The sequence below is a fragment of the Candidatus Saccharibacteria bacterium oral taxon 488 genome, assembly GCA_010202645.1.
In the GTDB taxonomy this organism is placed as follows: domain Bacteria; phylum Patescibacteriota; class Saccharimonadia; order Saccharimonadales; family Saccharimonadaceae; genus Nanosynbacter.
Window position 1 is genome coordinate 92,516 of the sequence record CP047920.1, and the last position, 17,645, is coordinate 110,160.

Below are 17,645 nucleotides of genomic sequence, written 5' to 3' on the forward strand. Positions count from 1 at the left end.
TGATTTGTATGTGGAAGGATGGCTACATGGCGCACGTAAGTTGTAGAAATAATGGAGAATTATCTCCTGATAGTAAAGGCGACAAGTTAAAGAAGCCTCTTGTGCTGGGAGTTGCCGCGGTCACGTTAGCCGTATCGGGCATACTTGGGTATAGTCTTGGTCGGTCACACGATGTTCCGCCCGCACCATCGGTAGAAAATACCGATGGTGGAATATTCAAAGAGTCCAATGATAATTCGAGAGCGGAAGAAATCACCTTCACCCTACCGGAGACCGAAGGCCGTCAAGAAGCAGAGGGCTTTTTAAAGGATCCCAATATAGTCCAGTCTGCGCGCGATGTTGCTGGACGAGTGCTTACTGCTGCAGGGAAGTCGGTTGATAGTAATGCCGCTCGACTCGTTCGCCAAGATTATTATGATGATCACAATAGGCCTAAACAGCAGTCAATGACGATTACAGACAATGAGGGAAATGTGGTATCGGTTGATGTTGTTCGAGGCGACAAAAGGTTTGGTGGAAGTGAGATCACAGTAGAAGTTGCCACTGATATGATTGAGGTCGGCGCAAAGAGTAGACAGACGGATCGGATAACGTGGCGGTTGGATTTTTTGTCTCCAGAACCTGTGGCACATCAGCATATCGAATCTCCAGAAGCACTACTACCGGCTCTAGAAGGCGTGTTACCGACGAAAGTGGAATGGTCGCACAGACAGACTGCTGATGGTTGGTCGGAGACTAAGGAAATTACAATTGTTTCACCAAAGTCTGTCTCGCCATCGAGACCAGATTATGAAAGCGTAGCGGCGGTACCGGCTAAGGGAGAGATCAATGGTCGGGCCGTGGAGAGTGCTAAGGTATATGATGCGGCAAAAAGCCTATTTGATCGGCTCGCGACCGATGGTGATATATCCGATATCTTGCCCTCTCAGTAAACTAACGTGCCGCCAGATATTCACCGAGTAATGTTATTTTGTGGCCAGTTGAGGTAATTTTATTAATGGCGCGATGTAATGACGGGCCGGCAGCGTCGACGGTCATAAAGAATTTGTAGTTCCACGGTTGGCCGACGATGGGCTGGGATTGTAGGCTGGTGAGGTTAATGGACTGATCGGCGAATGTGCGGAGTATTTCAAGGAGGCTGCCTGGCTGATGGGCGGTGGTCACCACAAGCGTTGCTCGATCAGCGTCGGTCGCCGTGGTTATCTGGTCAAGGACCAGGAAACGCGTGATGTTGTCCTGAGCATCTTGGATGTGGTGTTTGAGAATTGGCATATTGTATAGTTGGGCAGCGGTTTCGCTAGCAATGGCCGCTAGGTGTGGTGAACCCTGTTGTTTGATGAATTCGACAGCGCCAGCGGTATCAAAATATTCAATTTGTGTGGCTTGTGGCAGGCGTTCTTGGAGAAATTGATGGCATTGCGACAGAGCGACAGGATGTGAATAGACAGCAGTGATATCTTCAAGTTTTGTGCCTGGATTGGTGATGAGGGTTTGTTGAATGGTAAGCGTCACTTCACCGACGATGGGAGCGCTACAGGATTCAATGTGACGGTAGGTTTCGTTGATGGTCCCGTAAATGGTATTTTCTACTGCCACGACAACGGCGTCGGCTTTATTGCGGACATAGGCTTGAAAGACGTCGCCAAAGGTCACGCACGGAACAATGGTGATGTCAGATCCATACCATTGTTTCGCTGCTTGTTCGTGAAATGATCCAGCTTGTCCTTGAATGGCGATACGCATGAACCCTATTGTAGCACGGCCCAGCGGGGCGTATCACTGGACTTTTGCATCAGATTACCGTATAATACGAGAGAATAATAACCTAAGGTTATGTGCGATAGCATAACCATCCGTGAAGGATTCCGAAGGAGGAAACATGAACGAATACGAACTGACCGTTCTTATTCATCCAGATTTGGAAGCAAATCTGGATGCGGCCCTAGACAAGGTCCGGTCGCTCGTCACTACCAATGGTGGCGAAATTACCAAAGAAGACAATTGGGGCAAGAAAAAACTAGCCTATGCGATTCGCCGTGAAGACTTTGCGGTGTATGTTTACTTTGAGGTGAAGTTGCCAAGCAGTGCACCGCTCAAGATATCAAGTGTTCTGAATATCACCGACGAAGTACTTCGTTATTTGTTGGTTAAGACCGACGAGAAGACACGCCAGGCGCTTGCTGAGCAGAAAGAGCGCGAAGCCAAGGTCGCCACCGAGGCGGCTGATAAAGAAGCCTAATATTCGACGCGATACATAATAAAAAAGGAGGGTCATCATGGCACGAAGTATCAACCAAGTTATTTTACTGGGACGGTTAACGCGCGATCCAGAGCAGCGGACAACGCCATCAGGTCGGACAGTTGTTAGCTTTAGTATCGCGGTTGATCGTGCCGGACAGGATGATCAAGCTGATTTCTTCGACGTTACCGCGTGGGAAAAATTGGGCGAACTGGTGATGCAGTACCTGTCAAAGGGCCGCCGCGTACTGGTGCAGGGTCGGTTGCGACAGGACAGCTGGGATGATAAAGAAACCGGCAAGCGCCGCTCGCGTATTGAAGTGACGGCGACCGACGTAACATTTCTTGATGCTCCGGGCGGCGATAGCGCGAATACAACTGCACCACGTAATACTAATACCAAGCAGGCTGAGACCGTAGCGGATATTGATGATAAGCCGATCGATCTTAGCGAGATACCGTTCTAAAGGAGAACAAAATGGCAAAACGATTAAAGAAAGATACCCCAACGGTTTTTGACTACAAGGACGTCAAAACATTAATGCGCTATGTTAATGCGTATGGTCAAATTGAGCCGATAGCGAAGACGGGTCTCAGTGTCAAGCAGCAGCGTAGCCTGGCAGTGGCAATCAAGCGTGCTCGGCACTTAGCATTGCTGCCGTTTGTATCGCAAGGGCAATAAAAGTATACATTGAGGGAACTCTCTAACCCCGAACGTATTTATAGATAAGAGAGAAAGTCGAGTGGTCTGTGCAGGGTAAGGCGCGGGCCACTGTTGTTTGTGGGCTGCTTGTACAGCATGTTTTTAGTTTTGATACAAGATATATTATGATACTACTAAGCCCACTGTGGGATGTTTGAGTAAAAAATATGTTCAGTCAGCGAGAAATACTCTGCCGTCTGAAAGAATGTTAGAATTAGGTACGGTAGCTTAATAGTTATAGGAAAGGAAAGACAATATGTATCAGCCGACAGATCTTAAAAAGGGTACGGTTTGTCAGATTGACGGTAAGCCATACCGCGTCATTGAATATGGACAGAAGGTTATGGGGCGTGGAGGTTCTATTGTGAACGTTAAATTGAAAAACTTACTGGACGGAAGTGTCATCCCGAAGACCTTTAAGGGCCAAGACAAAATTGAGTCAGCTGAGGTGACTAGTAAGACTGTTCAATATTTATATCATGACGGAGATATGTTCTGCTTCATGGATCCAGAAAGTTTTGAGCAATTTGAACTGTCTAATGATGTGGTAGATGAGGCAAAAAATTATTTGAAAGAGGGTTGTGAGTTGAATCTCCAGGTGTTTGACGGGCGAGTGATTAATGTTGAATTACCAAAAAATCTCTATCTCGAAGTTACATATACTGAAGATGTTGTGAAGGGCGACACAACCTCAAGCGTACTTAAGGATGCAACGCTTGAGACGGGCCTTGTCGTTAAGGTGCCAGCGTTCATTAAGCAGGGCGATATTGTCAGTGTCGACACGGCGACGGGTGAATATCGAGAGCGCAAAAAATAACAAACGGGCCCTCCTGTTAGAAGCGTCGCCCAGAGTGCTTGGGCGACGCTTTTTGTTGTTATGAATACATCAAATAACGATAAAGAATGGAACAAGATTTTAGGTATTGGTGCTAAAAATACAACGTAATGTATGTATAGCTGGTAGGGTGTTTTTGGTGATACATATGATAATTGTTTTCATGAAAATTATGGGCCTATTTGCGATAATGGTGAGAGTCTTTTTGGCTAATACAGAGGTAAATATAACTATTGATGTATAAATTACACTGATGCGTAGTATACAACGTTGTATTTTAGTTAACGTATAATTAACGATAGCGAAGATCGGCCTATGGGTAAAAGCAAGAGTAGTTATTGATGTATCTATAACAGCAGTTTCGCTATCGCAGTAGGTCGTTAGTTATTGAGAAAAATATGTATTCAGGCTACAATGAGAAGTGACATGAAGCAGCGATTAGATAAAATGATGCTAGAACGCAGGTTGGTCGAATCGCGTTCCGAGGCAGAGAGCTGGATAGGCTTAGGGCAAGTTATGGTCAATGGTAAGGTGGCGACGCGTCCCGGATGTTTCGTTAATGAGACAGCAGACATTACGTTGCTGACTCGTGAGCGGTACGTTTCGCGTGCAGGCCTCAAGCTGGCGAGTGTGGCGGATAGTTTTCGGTTGGACTTTCAGGGAAAAACGGTGCTGGATATAGGGTCGAGTACCGGTGGATTTACTGATTTTGCGCTGCGTCATGGCGCCCGATGCGTGTATGCTGTTGATGTGGGCACGAATCAGTTGCACTATCGACTGCGTGACGATCGGCGCATAATATTATATGAAAAGACAGACATTCGTGACTTTGAGCTTGATTGTCCACCAGACATTATCGTGGGAGATGTGTCATTTATTAGTCTGCGTGACATTCTACCACACGTTGCAAAGCGGCTGATGGGTAGTGCGACAGTGCTTGTAGCAATGGTAAAGCCGCAGTTCGAGGCGGGGCGTCATTTGGTACAAAAGGGTGTTGTAAAAAATGCTGCTATACGACGAAAGATCCTGATTGATTTTGAGCAATGGGCAAAACAGTACTTTGTAGTTCTTGGTAAAAAGGATAGCACTGTCGCTGGCAGTAGGGGTAATGTTGAGCGCTTTTATAAGTTACAACTGAAAAATAACAGAGGTAATAGCTGTAGTAAAAAGGGCATCGTTGTACTTAAATCAACGTAGTATAATATACAATAATGTTAGACATTGAACCGAAATTCGACAACATCGTTAGGCTGCATGATGTAATTTTTACCTTCAGTACGTATTTTACCCGCTTCACGGGCCTTAGCTTCTGAACCTGCGGCAACAAGGTCGTGGTAGCTAATGACTTGCGCGGCGATGAATCCGCGCTCAAAGTCTGAGTGGATGACGCCAGCAGCCTGTGGCGCCGTCCAGCCTTTATGTATTGTCCATGCTCTAACTTCTTTCTGACCTGCCGTGAGATAGCTTTGTAGACCAAGTACGTCGTACGCGGCATGGATAAGCTGCGACAATCCAGTTTCGGAAGCCCCGTAGCTATCAAGTAGTTCCAAGGCGTCATTATTTGACAATTCTCTGAGCTCTTCTTCAAGCTTGGCACAAATGAATAATACTCGGGCTGGCGCGACGAGTTTGGCAAGCTTTTCTTGTAGGGCATGGTCGCCGAGCCCCGACTCGTCAACATTAAATGTATAAATAATTGGCTTGGCGGTGAGTAAATGAAGATCATTAATTATCTCATATTTGATATTTTCTATAGACGCTATTGGCGTGCCTGAATTAAGTGACGTTAGGAGTGTCTCAAGGTATGTAGCTGCCCGTCGTGCCTCCGGCTTGGCTTTGGCTTCTTTCTGGAGACGAGGCAGACGATGTTCTATGGTTTGGATGTCGGCAAGGATAAGTTCGGTATTGATGATGTCAATGTCGGCCTGAGGGTTAATTGGGGTATTGTCGTGTCGTAATATATCTGAGTTTTCAAAGGCGCGAACGATGTGGATAATGGCGTCGCATTCACGAATATTGTGCAGGAATTTATTGCCAAGCCCTTCTCCTTTTGAGGCGCCGGCTACCAATCCAGCGATGTCGACGAACGTTACGGTCGCTGGGATAATTTTTTGCGTATCATACAGTTCTGCGAGTACATTGAGCCGCTCGTCGGGAACCGGTACGATGCCAGTATTTGGTTCAATGGTGGCAAATGGGTAATTAGCCGCTAGAATATTGTTGTTAGTAAGCGCATTAAATATGGTCGACTTGCCGACATTTGGCAGGCCGACGATTCCGATTGATAGACTCATATCGTGTATTATAACAAATTCCACAAACTTGCCTCAGTATATAATATGTATTAGAATAAGCAGTATGAATAAGGTTATTGTCTCGCGAATATTTATGATAGCGGGTATCGTGTTAAGTATCGGGGCGATAGTCGCCGTTATCATGATGGTGATGGGACGATTGCATGTTGGGCTAAAAGAGCCGAGTCAAGACATCGCGCCAACCGCTAAGATGATATGTGGCGAGGATATGATAAAAGAATATCGGTCAATTATCGCTGCGCCAAATGGGTATGGTCCGACAGCGCTTGAGGGGCTGGTGAAGAAGATCTCAGAGCGTGGTGGTCCGGGTGACGATGCGGTGTGTCACTATATTGTGCTTCACGATGCATCGCTACGGAATGATCGCCAGCGGATTGATCAGATTCATCAAGGGTTGGTCAACTCGATGAAGATGCGTCAGGCGGTCGAGCCGTTTTATCGACTGGGCATTAATCAGGATACGGTAAAAGCACTGGTCGAGATCGGTAAGGCTGATGCGGGTGCGGGGAATAAGGATGGTACACCGGGTCAGGGTTAGGGTCGGACTACGGCTTGTTATTGGCTATATGCTGGCACTTGTGGTTGTCACATCGACGTTGGCGATTATTGGTGTGGATAGAGCAGAGGCGGTGGACTGTAGCGGTTTGAGCGGTCGACGACGTTTGATGTGTATTAATGCGCGCAATGATGGTGAACGGTTTGCGGTGCAATATATCTGTAAGGGCGGCGGAACGCGGTGCGGTGCGATGTGGATGTCGTCGCCTGGGACGTCGTATACGAATGATGTTATTAACACCGTTAGCTGGAATGCGACGTCATTATCACTTGACTTGAGGGGGTCAGTGAATGGCAACGGTCAGTCGCGAGCACGGGTGTGGGCGACAAATGTAACGGTTAGTCAGAATGGTCGGACATTACTATCTGGCGGCACGCTTGATCGTGGGACGCATCCATCGGGCGCGTACCACTGGGTTGATGGCGGTAGCAGCATTCGAGTAAATGGAATTGACATATCTGGTGTAGTTGCGCCAGGAAGTTCCGGTCGTATCATTTTGCAGGTGCGGCGCTGTTTCTATAGTAGTCCAGGCGGTAGCGGTGCTTGTGCGACACAAGACGTCGAGGTGTGGATTAAGCGTGAGCAGGCGCCAAATCAATGGACCGTCGAAGGGCAATCGCGAGTGTCAATCAATGGTGGCAGTTTAGTGCAAAACGCGACCGCTGCGCCAGGACAGCGCGTACGATTTTTTCATTATCTACGGAATAATTCTTCGTACACGATTCCTCCCTATACCCTAAAGCGCATAGGAATTAATCAGGATGTTAATGGCACGACAACGCATCATGCGTGGGCGTCGCCGTATACGCGTAGTGCTAGCCCGTGGAATACGTTTTATGAGCCGAGCGATGTTAAGCCATATAATAATGTCTTTGGGGCTGAGGGGATCGTGACGCAGGATGATGTCGGTAAAACAGTATGTCAAAAGATTTTATGGCTGCCGGGTGCGTGGAATACTGACGGCTGGGGGGTTTCATCAAATGCCTGTGCATCGGTGCCGTATGATTATGAGTTGCGGCCGGAGGTGCAGGCGCCAGATTATATTAATGAAGGAACGATTGAGGTGAGTGGCGTGACCGCGCGAATTAATCATACAGGATCGACACGGTCAAATCGGGCAAATTATGCTGTAGTGCGGTTTGTGTTAAGGGGTGGTGGAAATTATACCGTGCCGGGCGGTGAGGGAGTTGTTGTGCCGTATGATAGACGTTCGCCGGGTAATTTAGTGGGCGATTGGGATTGTTATATCGCCAAGAACACGATTAAAAATAGTCGACCGGGTTTGCAGGTGGCAGATTGTACATCAAATAATTTGGCACGTAATGGCGCGGGAACAATTATCCAGCGAGGTGGGCTGGAAATTCCGCTTGGCAAGGATAACTTGAGCGGAGTGACAATGACGACTGGTGACCAGTTGTGCTATATGACTATTGTGAGTACATATAACCAACATGTGAATACCAGTACGTTTCGCTATGCGGTAGATTGTGCAAGAGTCGCTGGACGGCCAAAAGTTCAGTTCTGGGGGGCGGATGTGCGAGTTGGTGTCGGGATAGACGGTAGTGCGGGTAATAATAATGCGGAAGTCAGGACATCGCTGACGAGGGTGAGGCGATAGATGGCGCTGCAGTTAAAAACCCAAAGGTGGTGGATCGGGGTTGGTGCCGTTGGGTTAGTGGTATTCGGAAGCCTTGGAGTGTATATCTGGCGTCATTATATCAGCGTGACGGCGCAAGTAGCGCCTGACGTAACTCACGTCGAGAGGGTGGTGCTAGCAGCAAGTACGACAACGCCACCGGGCGGCAGTAGTTATGACCCAGCCACGTCGTATCACATGCCGTGGGAGAAATATCCGGTTGGCGAGAGAGAGCAGCTCGGCGGGATGCCAGAACGGATTAGTAGTTGGCCAATGGCCGGGGATGGTGGATCTGACTGTCGTGTGAACGCAAATGCTACGACAGTGGTCGATGGTATTGGCGGGACATTTAATTATGGTGGGTTTATGATGATGCCATCACCGATGTCCGGTAATCGAACGGTTGGTCAGGATAAGTGTAGCGGATCGGTGTCAACATGGACGGCACCGGACGGTGAAAATAGCACATCTTCGGCAACGCCAGCACCGAGTTGGTTTGACGACGTGGTAGCGGCCAATAGCGGTGGTCTAGCGGGCGGAGCATATGTTAATCCACGAGCGTATGGTGGCTGGGCGACGGATGCTAATGCCACGACGAAAGTACCATTTGGTGTACCTGCCCAACGATCGGGCGCGGCTGGGGCGGCTGAGTTTGCCGAATGCGGTGGTGTCATCAAAGAGTCAGGAACATCTACGTGGGCAACCGATGGAGCGTTTCGGCAGCCGTTATATGATCAAGGCGGCCAGTCGAAGCCGCTCTGGGGTGCGCGTTGTAAGGACGAGACAAAGTTGAAAGAGACACTGACCCGGCGTCACAATGCGCCGCAAACTGATACCAATGGTGAAAATTACGTGAAGTCGTCTGGCGTAACGCTATTTCGGCAGAAATTCCGGCTGACGAGCCAGCAGCTTGAAGAGATTCGTCAGCTGGATTTGTTGAACGACGGACGATCGGGACTGTACTTGCGTTTGGCGGTTGATGATTATGCGGCGGTGTATATTAATGGCAAGCCAGTCTTTGCCAATCCGAAAGCGTCGTCTGGTGTCGAGATGAGGAGAATCATCGCGGATTATTTACGAGCTGGTGATAATGTAATTGCTCTAGAGGTGCAAGATGCGATTGCTCCAACTAGCCTCGCCAATGCTAATGCGGCTGCTCGGTGGCTGCTCGGTGTGTATGCGCCAAAGGGGTGGCAGCCGGTGCCGGGGGAGCCGCGACTATACGGGTCGTGGGCGGAATATGCCATTAGTGCGCCTGGACAAATTATTTCTTCTTCGGGAGCAGGACTATCATCTACGCCGACAGGGCGAACGGGGGCGATTGAGGCACGGCAATATAATGATCTGACATTTCAAAACACTAACACCCCGTTTGGTAATTTTCGCGACAAGATGCCGACCGTACGCACACCTGATGCCTATTTTACGAACACAGGAAATTTGTCTGGGGCGGTGTCTATGAGCGACGTGACTAGTGGCGTGTATCAGGCTGGCAACCTGACGATTACCGGTGGAGAAATTAAGCGTGGCCGGCAAATTGTTATCAAATCGAGCGGCGTGGTGACTATCAAGGGTGACGTAAAGCAGGAGGGTGGTAACTATTCGGCGGCTCGGGATCTACCGCAGTTGATTATCAGCGCTCGGCATATTATCATTGAGCCGAATGTGACGCAGCTTGATGCTTGGCTGGTGGCCAAGAATGGTACAATTAACACCTGTGATACCATAGTTCGTGATAGTCGTCAGTGGCTGTCGGGGCTGGATGCGAAGACATGTGAAAAACAGTTGCGGATTAACGGTCCGATTATCGCGAAGCACCTCTTTTTGCGTCGTACATTCACGAAGGGTGGCGATACCTCTGGCAATAATCCAGGCGAGCCGGCGGAAATATTGAATTTGCGTGCCGATGCATATTTGTGGGGAAATGAGCGGTCGAAAGAATCAGGGGCTATCAAAACGATGCATCTAAAGGAATTGCCGCCGCGTTTTTAAGGGTTTTACATTTTAAAATGCTTATGTATAATAGAATAGTATGAAAATAGCAAAAGGGCTGGGCGACTTTTTCGGATTAGACATCGGGACGAATGCGGTGCGTGTCGTTCAGCTGGCGCGAACGAGCAACGGATGGAATCTGCTGCACTATGGTTATGCGCCTGTCGACCCGAAGGTTACAGGTAGTGATTCACCAGAGGCGCAGCGTAAGCTTGGTGAAGTGATCATGACTGCTGTCGGACAGAGCGGTATCAAGACGCAAAATGTAGCGATTGGCTTACCGTCGAGCAAGACCTTTACGGCGATTATTGATGTACCAAAAGTGTCAGACCAAGAGCTAAAGGCGACCATGAAATACCAGGTCGATCAGTACATTCCTATGGCGATTGAGGATGCCAAGGTTGACTGGGCGCTACTCGGCGACAGCTTGCGCGAGCAGGGCCAGTATGAGGTACTATTGACGAGTGCAGCGATTAGTTATGTCGAGGAACGGCTTGAGTTTATTGAAGGTCTTGGCTTTAATGTGGTCGCTGAGGAACCGGATCCGATCGCGATGCTTCGGGCATTAGCGCCGACTGATGGAGCAACCGCAAAGCTAGTTTTGGATATGGGCGAACATTCGACTGACTTGGCAGTCATTTATGGCGATATGCCGCGGCTAGTGCGCACGGTGCCGAGCGGACTGCAAGCGTTGGTGCGGGCGGCAGTGCAAAATCTCAACGTGCAGGATGATCAGGCTCGCCAGTTTATTATCAAGTTTGGCTTGGCACCTGACCGGCTTGAGGGGCAAGTTCTCAGGGCGATTGACGGCGTGCTGGATAATTTTGCGGCTGAGCTGACCAAATCAATCAAGTTCTTCCAGACGCGCTACCCGAGTATTTCCGTGTCAGGAATTCTGCTGTCGGGCTTTGGCGCAGCGATACCGATGATGGATAATTACATTGCTAACAAGACTGGTATACCAGCGACTACGGCTGATCCGTGGCAGCATGTCAGTCTTGGGCAGGCCGATCAGCAAAAATTAGCACCAATTGCCTCGGAGTTTGCGACGGTCGTTGGTTTAGCGCAGCGGAGGAATGGATCGTGATTGAGATTAACTTGATTCCTGATGTCAAGCGCGAGTTACTTCGGGCAAAAATGATGCGTAACGCTGTCACCGCGATGTCGATAACCGTCGGCATGATCGCGGTCGGGGTGGCGGTTGCGCTTGGCTTAATCTTTGGTGGTCAGATAGCCTTGGAGGCGCTGCATGATGGAACAATCAAGAACAAAGCGCGCGAGCTGACGTCGATTGAAGATCTCGATAAGTTAGTAACTATTCAGCATCAGCTGGCAACAATCAACAAATTATCAAGTGAGCGTCAGGCTGACTCGCGACTATTTGACGTGATGACGGCGGTCAATCCGGTGGCGCCAAATAGTATTAAAATCGCGACGCTAAAGCTCAAACCAGAGTCACGGACAATTACTATTGAGGGATCGGCCGAGAATGGCTATATCGCGCTGGAGATATTTAAGAAGACGATTACTAATACGACTGTACAGACAACACAAAATGGGCAAGAGGTTAAACAGCCGTTGGCTGAGAATCTGCAGGCGGGTGAGGCCAGCTTTGGTGAAGATGCCAACGGTAAGAAGGTGTTGCGCTTCTCGTTCACGTTTACCTATCCGGCAGAATTGTTCTCGAAAACGAGCGGCTCAGTGGTGATTGCGACGCCAAACGGTAAAGTTGATGTGACTGATTCGCGGCTGGGGGTACCAGAGAGCCTATTTGCCAAGAAGCCAAAAGACGCTTCAAATAAGGAGAAAAACTAATGCCTGAAAATAAAGACGTTGCCATCCGTAAGCGCCAGCAGATTGACTCATCAAAGAAAACCATGTTCCTGTTCGTGGCGGCGGCGGCATTTGTGAGTGGCGTGGCAATTGTGGTATCGTTCTTTCTTGTGCGGCAGATTTTGTTTCATGGCGCAGTGGTACTCGCGAAGCAAGACACCATCAATACACTGGAGAATAATAAAAAGGCGGCCGAGTCGCTCAAAGATAATGTGCGCTCACTAGAGGCGAATGAAGCACTTAACTCAGTGAAGTTAACGGATAGTAGTAGTCCATTGCAGACGATTCTTGATGCGCTGCCGGCTAGTGCGAACGCCGATGCGCTCGGCGCGTCCATTCAGAAGAAGTTCGTCAATGGTATCGCCGGTCTGTCACTAGAAAGCATCTCGGTGCACTATACGGCGAATGAGTCGGGTGCGGAGCAAAAGGACGCTGGTGATGGTCGCTCGGCGGTGAGTTTCACCATGACAGTGAGCGGTACGTCATCAAGCCTCAAGGAGCTGTTAACGCGCTTTGAAAAATCAATTCGGGTTATCAATATTACCGAGATTGAGATGCAGGCCAGCGAGGATGGCAAGATGACTATGGATATCTCTGGCAAGGCCTATTTTGAGCCGGCGCAAAAAGTTGGATTAGGAAAGAAGGTGATCAAGCCATGAAGAAGAGCGATATAGCGATGATCGTATTGATAGCCAGCCTCGGCGTTGTGGTGGCATATTTCGTTGCCAGTAGTATTCCGTTCTTGCGCGTACCATCATCGGGTGTAGAAGTACAGACGATATCAAAGATTAGTCCAGATATTGAGCAGCCAGATAAGACAGTATTTAATCGTGAAGCTATTAACCCAACGGTGGAAGCAATTGTTGGCAAAGCGACTGGTAGTTAGCGCGGAGGTGATATGGCGCTACTGACGGATGATATGCAGGGAAAATTGATTGGCTTGCTGACGAGCGAGGGCTTGATTGAGCGGTCGGTTGTTAAGGAGGCGCAAAAGCGTGCCAGCGAGTCGGGTAAGCCGTTACTGTCACTGTTGACCGAGGAGCACCTTTTGGAGAATGAATTATTGGTGCATGCGGTGGCGCAATTATCCGGTGTGCCGTATGTTAATCTCGCAAGCAGCGTGATTGAGCAGCACATCTTGAACCTACTGCCGGAGGATGTTGCGGAGCGATTTATGGCGGTACCACTGGCCGAGGTACAGGGGCGCTTGGCGGTGGCGATGATTGATGCTAATAATGTCCAGGCGGTTGACTACCTAGCAAATCGTATCCAACGGCCGCTGAAGGTATTCATGGCCTCCGAAGAAAGCATCCGTCATGTCCTTGGCCAGTACAGAACAGACTTATCATCGGTCAATGAAGCAGCGGAAGACTCGCAGCGCGAGGCACTGGATGAATCATCGCAGAACATTGTGACAATCGTTCAAGATTCGCCGATTTCGCGGGCACTTAGCACGATCCTAGAGTATGCAGTAAAGAGCCATGCCTCGGACGTACACATTGAGCCATTAGAAAAGGCGTTGAAAATTCGCTGTCGTGTTGACGGTGTGTTGCGGGAAATTATGCAGCTACCAAAAAGTATTGAACCAGCGCTGGTTAGCCGCATTAAAATTCTATCAAATCTCAAGATTGATGAGCATCGAATTCCGCAGGATGGTCAGTTCGCGGTCAATGTGGCCGGCAAGGACGTTGACCTGCGTATTGCGATTTCGCCGGTGGTGTGGGGAGAGCAGGTGGTGATTCGTCTGCTTGATAAGACAGGTAACTCGTTTGATCTGACTGATATGGGGTATGCCGGGCGTGCCCTGAGAGCCATCCAAAAAGGCATCAAGCGGCCGAGCGGAATGATTTTGACGTCTGGGCCGACCGGTTCAGGTAAGTCAACCAGTCTATATGCGCTGATTAAGGAAATCAAGGACGACTCGATCAATATTGTGACACTGGAGGATCCGGTGGAGTACAAGATTGACGGCGTTAATCAGATCCAGGTGCATGCTGATGTTGGACTGACGTTTGCATCGGGCTTACGGTCAATTCTCCGGCAGGATCCCGACGTGGTGATGGTCGGTGAAATCCGCGATACCGAGACAGCGAACTTGGCGGTGCAAGCGGCATTGACCGGACACTTAGTCTTCTCGACGCTGCACACCAATTCGGCAGCGGGTGTGCTGCCGCGGCTGTTGGATATGGGGATTGAACCGTTCTTGATTGCTAGTACCGTGAACACCATTATTGGCCAGCGGCTGGTCAGGCGAGTGGCGCCAAAGTATGATTCATATCAATCGTCACCGCTTGAAACGGAGACTATTCAGTCAACGGTCGGTCACCTCCTGCCAAAAACCCAGGCTGACATATCGACTGTTTCGCAGGATTTGGGCTACAAGGCCTTGCCATTATCTGGTCAAGCCGCTTATACTTTAGTCAGGGGCCGCGATATGCCGCAGACGCCGCAAGGTTACTCAGGGCGATGTGGTTTGTACGAGGTGATGGACGTCACTGAGGAAGTTCAAAACTTGATCGTCAAGCGGGCGACGAGCGCCGAGATTCAGCGGCTTGCCATTCAGCAGGGCATGATAACGATGCGTCAAGATGGTTATCTCAAGGCGCTCAGTGGCGTGACGACATTAGAGGAAGTAAATCGGGTAGCAGCCGATACAGCATAAAAGAAAAGGGGGACGATTATGAACAATCAAGAATTACGCATCGAGATTTTACTAGAAGAGGTGGTCAAAAAGCGAGCCTCAGACCTTCACATTCAAGTGGGCCTGCCACCGATGCTGCGTATTGACGGAACGCTGGTCGCAGCAACGGGCACGCAGCCGCTTGATGAGGCGACCGTGGAGCGGCTGGTATTTCAGATTCTTGATGAGGATCAGCGGCAAATTTTGCTCAAGGACAAGGAGTTTGACTTTTCGTTTGCGTTCGGTACACTAGGACGATTCCGGGTGAATGCCTTTCATGAGAGGGGTAACCTGGCGGCAGCGCTGCGCTTAATTCCAAACGAGATCAAGACTGCGCAGGAGCTGGGCATGCCACCGATTGTCAATACATTTGCCGATTTCCCACGCGGTTTGGTGTTGGTGACGGGGCCGACTGGCTCTGGTAAATCGACGACGTTGGCGGCGCTGGTCGACAAAATTAACGCCGAAAAGTCGCAGCACATCATTACTATTGAAGACCCAATTGAGTTTACGCACAAGTCGAAAAAGTCAGTGGTGGTGCAGCGCGAGGTGCATTATGACACCTATTCATTCTCGGCGGCGCTGCGTTCGAGCCTCCGCCAAGATCCCGACGTAGTGCTGATCGGCGAGATGCGCGACCTCGAGACGATATCGGCGGCGATTACCATTGCAGAGACCGGGCACTTGGTATTTGCGACACTGCACACCAACTCAGCGGCGCAGTCGATTGACCGTATGATTGACGTCTTTCCGCCGCATCAACAGCCGCAAATTCGTGCGCAGCTCAGCAATATTCTGATGGCAATTTGTTCGCAGAGGCTGGTGCCGTCTATCGGTGGCGGTCGGGTGGTGGCGGCCGAGATCATGATTGCTAATCCAGCGGTGCGTAACATTATTCGCGAGGGCAAGAGTCATCAGCTAGATGCCGTCATTCAGACGGGTGCTGATCAGGGCATGCAGACCATGGATCGGACACTGGTGAATTTGGTACAAAACGGTACGATTACGTATGATAGTGCCCGTGAGTTTGCGGTTGATCTAGCGGAGTTTGAGCGGCTTATCAGGGGATAGCACATGAAAAAATATTACTATGAGGCCAGGGATTCAGCCACGCAAAAGATTACCAAGTCGGTTGTGCAGGCTGAGAGCGAGGTCGCCGCGGCGAAGTTGTTGAGCGCTCAGGGCTTCGTGCCGCTGAAAATTGAGCTGCAGGATGAGCGTGAGGGCTTCTTTCAGCGATTATCAAATAAAATATCGTCCAAGGACAAGATCGTCTTTACGCGGCAGCTAGCGACGTTGATTGGTGCGGGGTTGCCGCTGGCGCAGAGCATGCATACCGTGCTGGAGCAAACGCAAAACAAGCAGATGCAGAGTATCATTCAGGAGATAATTTCTGATATTGAGGGCGGCCGGCAACTATCAAGCGCGTTCGAGAAACATCCAGAAGTATTTGACAATGTATATGTAGCGTTGGTGGCAGCCGGTGAGGCGTCAGGAACGTTGGACGAAGCACTTAAGCGTATCGCGTCGCAGCAAGAAAAAGATGCAGCGATGCTTAGCAAAGTGCGTGGCGCCATGGTCTATCCGGCGATTGTGCTGCTGGTGATCATCGCGGTAGTGGTGTTCATGCTCGTGATGGTAGTGCCGCAGGTCGAAGGACTGTATGGCAGCTTACACAAAGAGCTACCGTTCACAACGAAGGCCATGGTCAGCGTCGCTGGTTTTTTGGCGCAGTTTTGGTGGGCGTTGGTGATTTTACTTGGCATCGGTTTATATTTCTTTCAGCAGTATCTCAAAACCGAGGCTGGTATTCGCGCTAAAGATACGTTCAAGCTGAACATACCAGTGTTTGACGCCATGTTCCGCAAGCTGTACATGGCTCGCTTTACTCGTACCGGTCAAACGCTTCTTAATAGCGGGGTAGCGATGCTGGATATGCTGCGCATCACTGCTCGGGCGGTCAATAATTCAGTTATCCGTCAAGGTATTGAGCATGCTAGCGAAAAGGTGAAGGGCGGCAAGGCGCTGTCAGTGTCCTTAAAAAATGAGGATTATATCTTGCCGATGGTGCCGCAGATGATCAAGATTGGCGAACAGTCGGGTAAGATTGATGAGATGATGGGCAAGTGCGCGCAGATTTACGAAGAAGAGCTGGATGAGGAGATCAAGGCGATCACGACGACCATTGAACCAGTGCTGATGGTGGTCTTGGCGGTCGTGGCCGGCGTGATGGTGGGTGCAATAATCTTTCCAATTTATAATCTGGTCGGAGATATTAGCCTCTAGACAATCCATAAGCAGTACGGTACAATAACGAAAGAAAGTTAAGTCACAGAAAGGTGGGCAACTTCATGGCTCAGCAAAAAGCAAATCGAGGGTTTACAATTATTGAAGTCGTGTTGGTGCTGGCGATCGCCGGACTGATATTTTTGATGGTATTCTTGGCGTGGCCGGCCTTGCAGCGCAGCCAGCGCGACACACAACGACGCAGTGATGTGACTCGGTTCGTCTCGCAGGTGAATAGTTATGCAACAAATAACAAGGGAAGCATCCCGAAAACCGATACGGGGTCGATTAATAGTTTCCTCGATTCGTATATGAAGCGTGGCAACGGTGAATTCAAGGATCCGCAGACAGGCAACAATTACAGCGTGGTAACTGGTGTCGCTCAGCAGGGTTCGGCAACGACCGAGAAGATGGTCTATGCCACGAGCGCTCAATGTGATGGCGAAAATATTGTTGCTAAAAGTGGTTCGCCGCGCTCGTTCGCCGTCAAGGTGCAGCTAGAAGGAAGCGGTGCGTTTTGTAAAGACAATCAAAACTAGCCAGAGACAACGAATTATTAGCAGCCTCCTAC

19 protein-coding genes are annotated in these 17,645 nt (G+C 49.6%); 17 read left to right on the forward strand and 2 right to left on the reverse strand.

Annotated elements, in window-relative coordinates:
* Positions 1 to 26 precede the first annotated feature (26 nt).
* Positions 27 to 932, forward strand: a complete 906-nt coding sequence (locus GWK77_00470) for a hypothetical protein (GenBank protein ID QHU92663.1) — start codon at positions 27 to 29, stop codon at positions 930 to 932.
* 1 nt (position 933) lies between these two features.
* Here GWK77_00470 and GWK77_00475 read toward each other — a convergent pair whose 3' ends face one another.
* The gene (locus GWK77_00475) at positions 934 to 1,743 is read right to left on the reverse strand and encodes a hypothetical protein (protein QHU92664.1); all 810 of its coding nucleotides are present in this window, start codon (positions 1,741 to 1,743) and stop codon (positions 934 to 936) included.
* A gap of 136 nt (positions 1,744 to 1,879) precedes the next feature.
* Here GWK77_00475 and rpsF point away from each other — a divergent pair, with 136 nt between their 5' ends.
* The 5 genes from rpsF to GWK77_00500 all read left to right on the forward strand — a co-directional run bounded on the left by rpsF (position 1,880) and on the right by GWK77_00500 (position 4,973).
* On the forward strand, positions 1,880 to 2,239 hold the full coding sequence (rpsF, locus tag GWK77_00480; GenBank protein QHU92665.1) for a 30S ribosomal protein S6: 360 nt from the start codon (positions 1,880 to 1,882) through the stop codon (positions 2,237 to 2,239).
* 37 nt (positions 2,240 to 2,276) lie between these two features.
* A complete protein-coding gene (ssb, locus tag GWK77_00485) occupies positions 2,277 to 2,705 on the forward strand; it encodes a single-stranded DNA-binding protein (GenBank protein ID QHU92666.1) in 429 nt (142 codons plus the stop codon).
* Between the two features lie 11 nt (positions 2,706 to 2,716).
* The gene (gene rpsR, locus GWK77_00490; protein QHU92667.1) at positions 2,717 to 2,920 is read left to right on the forward strand and encodes a 30S ribosomal protein S18; all 204 of its coding nucleotides are present in this window, start codon (positions 2,717 to 2,719) and stop codon (positions 2,918 to 2,920) included.
* Between the two features lie 277 nt (positions 2,921 to 3,197).
* Positions 3,198 to 3,758, forward strand: coding sequence for an elongation factor P (efp, locus tag GWK77_00495; GenBank protein ID QHU92668.1), 561 nt, complete (start codon positions 3,198 to 3,200; stop codon positions 3,756 to 3,758).
* 444 nt (positions 3,759 to 4,202) lie between these two features.
* Positions 4,203 to 4,973, forward strand: a complete 771-nt coding sequence (locus GWK77_00500; GenBank protein QHU92669.1) for a TlyA family rRNA (cytidine-2'-O)-methyltransferase — start codon at positions 4,203 to 4,205, stop codon at positions 4,971 to 4,973.
* A 17-nt stretch (positions 4,974 to 4,990) separates the two neighbouring features.
* Here the strand turns inward: GWK77_00500 and ychF are convergent, their stop codons facing one another.
* Positions 4,991 to 6,070 (reverse strand): redox-regulated ATPase YchF, encoded by a 1,080-nt coding sequence (gene ychF / locus GWK77_00505; GenBank protein ID QHU92670.1) that lies wholly within the window; start codon positions 6,068 to 6,070, stop codon positions 4,991 to 4,993.
* A 64-nt stretch (positions 6,071 to 6,134) separates the two neighbouring features.
* Between ychF and GWK77_00510 the strand changes: the two genes are divergently transcribed.
* The 11 genes from GWK77_00510 (at position 6,135) to GWK77_00560 (ending at position 17,613) form a co-directional block, all read left to right on the forward strand.
* Positions 6,135 to 6,629 (forward strand): hypothetical protein, encoded by a 495-nt coding sequence (locus GWK77_00510; protein ID QHU92671.1) that lies wholly within the window; start codon positions 6,135 to 6,137, stop codon positions 6,627 to 6,629.
* A 28-nt stretch (positions 6,630 to 6,657) separates the two neighbouring features.
* Positions 6,658 to 8,265 carry a hypothetical protein gene (locus GWK77_00515; protein QHU92672.1) on the forward strand — a complete coding sequence of 536 codons (1,608 nt, stop codon included), beginning with the start codon at positions 6,658 to 6,660 and terminating at the stop codon, positions 8,263 to 8,265.
* Positions 8,266 to 10,275 carry a hypothetical protein gene (locus GWK77_00520; GenBank protein ID QHU92673.1) on the forward strand — a complete coding sequence of 670 codons (2,010 nt, stop codon included), beginning with the start codon at positions 8,266 to 8,268 and terminating at the stop codon, positions 10,273 to 10,275.
* Positions 10,276 to 10,315: 40 nt separating this feature from the next.
* The gene (pilM, locus tag GWK77_00525) at positions 10,316 to 11,362 is read left to right on the forward strand and encodes a type IV pilus assembly protein PilM (GenBank protein QHU92674.1); all 1,047 of its coding nucleotides are present in this window, start codon (positions 10,316 to 10,318) and stop codon (positions 11,360 to 11,362) included.
* A complete protein-coding gene (locus GWK77_00530; protein QHU92675.1) occupies positions 11,359 to 12,090 on the forward strand; it encodes a hypothetical protein in 732 nt (243 codons plus the stop codon). The genes pilM and GWK77_00530 overlap by 4 nt, the downstream gene beginning before the upstream one ends.
* Complete coding sequence (locus GWK77_00535; protein QHU92676.1) at positions 12,090 to 12,767, forward strand: hypothetical protein; 678 nt, start codon at positions 12,090 to 12,092, stop codon at positions 12,765 to 12,767. The genes GWK77_00530 and GWK77_00535 overlap by 1 nt, the downstream gene beginning before the upstream one ends.
* Positions 12,764 to 12,994, forward strand: a complete 231-nt coding sequence (locus GWK77_00540; GenBank protein QHU92677.1) for a hypothetical protein — start codon at positions 12,764 to 12,766, stop codon at positions 12,992 to 12,994. Before GWK77_00535 ends, GWK77_00540 begins: the two co-directional genes overlap by 4 nt.
* A 12-nt stretch (positions 12,995 to 13,006) precedes the next feature.
* Complete coding sequence (locus GWK77_00545) at positions 13,007 to 14,770, forward strand: type II/IV secretion system protein (GenBank protein ID QHU92678.1); 1,764 nt, start codon at positions 13,007 to 13,009, stop codon at positions 14,768 to 14,770.
* A gap of 18 nt (positions 14,771 to 14,788) precedes the next feature.
* Positions 14,789 to 15,859 carry a PilT/PilU family type 4a pilus ATPase gene (locus GWK77_00550; protein QHU92679.1) on the forward strand — a complete coding sequence of 357 codons (1,071 nt, stop codon included), beginning with the start codon at positions 14,789 to 14,791 and terminating at the stop codon, positions 15,857 to 15,859.
* Between the two features lie 3 nt (positions 15,860 to 15,862).
* Entirely contained in the window at positions 15,863 to 17,074 is a 1,212-nt protein-coding gene (locus GWK77_00555; GenBank protein QHU92680.1) for a type II secretion system F family protein, read from the forward strand.
* A gap of 65 nt (positions 17,075 to 17,139) precedes the next feature.
* Complete coding sequence (locus GWK77_00560; GenBank protein QHU92681.1) at positions 17,140 to 17,613, forward strand: prepilin-type N-terminal cleavage/methylation domain-containing protein; 474 nt, start codon at positions 17,140 to 17,142, stop codon at positions 17,611 to 17,613.
* The last annotated feature ends 32 nt before the right edge of the window (positions 17,614 to 17,645 follow it).

Coding starts and splice junctions, on each gene's coding strand:
- GWK77_00470 (QHU92663.1), top strand. CDS start 27: ATGGCGCACGTAAGTTGTAGAAATAATGGAGAATTATCTCCTGATAGT.
- GWK77_00475 (QHU92664.1), bottom strand. CDS start 1,743: ATGCGTATCGCCATTCAAGGACAAGCTGGATCATTTCACGAACAAGCA.
- rpsF (QHU92665.1), top strand. CDS start 1,880: ATGAACGAATACGAACTGACCGTTCTTATTCATCCAGATTTGGAAGCA.
- ssb (QHU92666.1), top strand. CDS start 2,277: ATGGCACGAAGTATCAACCAAGTTATTTTACTGGGACGGTTAACGCGC.
- rpsR (QHU92667.1), top strand. CDS start 2,717: ATGGCAAAACGATTAAAGAAAGATACCCCAACGGTTTTTGACTACAAG.
- efp (QHU92668.1), top strand. CDS start 3,198: ATGTATCAGCCGACAGATCTTAAAAAGGGTACGGTTTGTCAGATTGAC.
- GWK77_00500 (QHU92669.1), top strand. CDS start 4,203: ATGAAGCAGCGATTAGATAAAATGATGCTAGAACGCAGGTTGGTCGAA.
- ychF (QHU92670.1), bottom strand. CDS start 6,070: ATGAGTCTATCAATCGGAATCGTCGGCCTGCCAAATGTCGGCAAGTCG.
- GWK77_00510 (QHU92671.1), top strand. CDS start 6,135: ATGAATAAGGTTATTGTCTCGCGAATATTTATGATAGCGGGTATCGTG.
- GWK77_00515 (QHU92672.1), top strand. CDS start 6,658: ATGCTGGCACTTGTGGTTGTCACATCGACGTTGGCGATTATTGGTGTG.
- GWK77_00520 (QHU92673.1), top strand. CDS start 8,266: ATGGCGCTGCAGTTAAAAACCCAAAGGTGGTGGATCGGGGTTGGTGCC.
- pilM (QHU92674.1), top strand. CDS start 10,316: ATGAAAATAGCAAAAGGGCTGGGCGACTTTTTCGGATTAGACATCGGG.
- GWK77_00535 (QHU92676.1), top strand. CDS start 12,090: ATGCCTGAAAATAAAGACGTTGCCATCCGTAAGCGCCAGCAGATTGAC.
- GWK77_00540 (QHU92677.1), top strand. CDS start 12,764: ATGAAGAAGAGCGATATAGCGATGATCGTATTGATAGCCAGCCTCGGC.
- GWK77_00545 (QHU92678.1), top strand. CDS start 13,007: ATGGCGCTACTGACGGATGATATGCAGGGAAAATTGATTGGCTTGCTG.
- GWK77_00550 (QHU92679.1), top strand. CDS start 14,789: ATGAACAATCAAGAATTACGCATCGAGATTTTACTAGAAGAGGTGGTC.
- GWK77_00555 (QHU92680.1), top strand. CDS start 15,863: ATGAAAAAATATTACTATGAGGCCAGGGATTCAGCCACGCAAAAGATT.
- GWK77_00560 (QHU92681.1), top strand. CDS start 17,140: ATGGCTCAGCAAAAAGCAAATCGAGGGTTTACAATTATTGAAGTCGTG.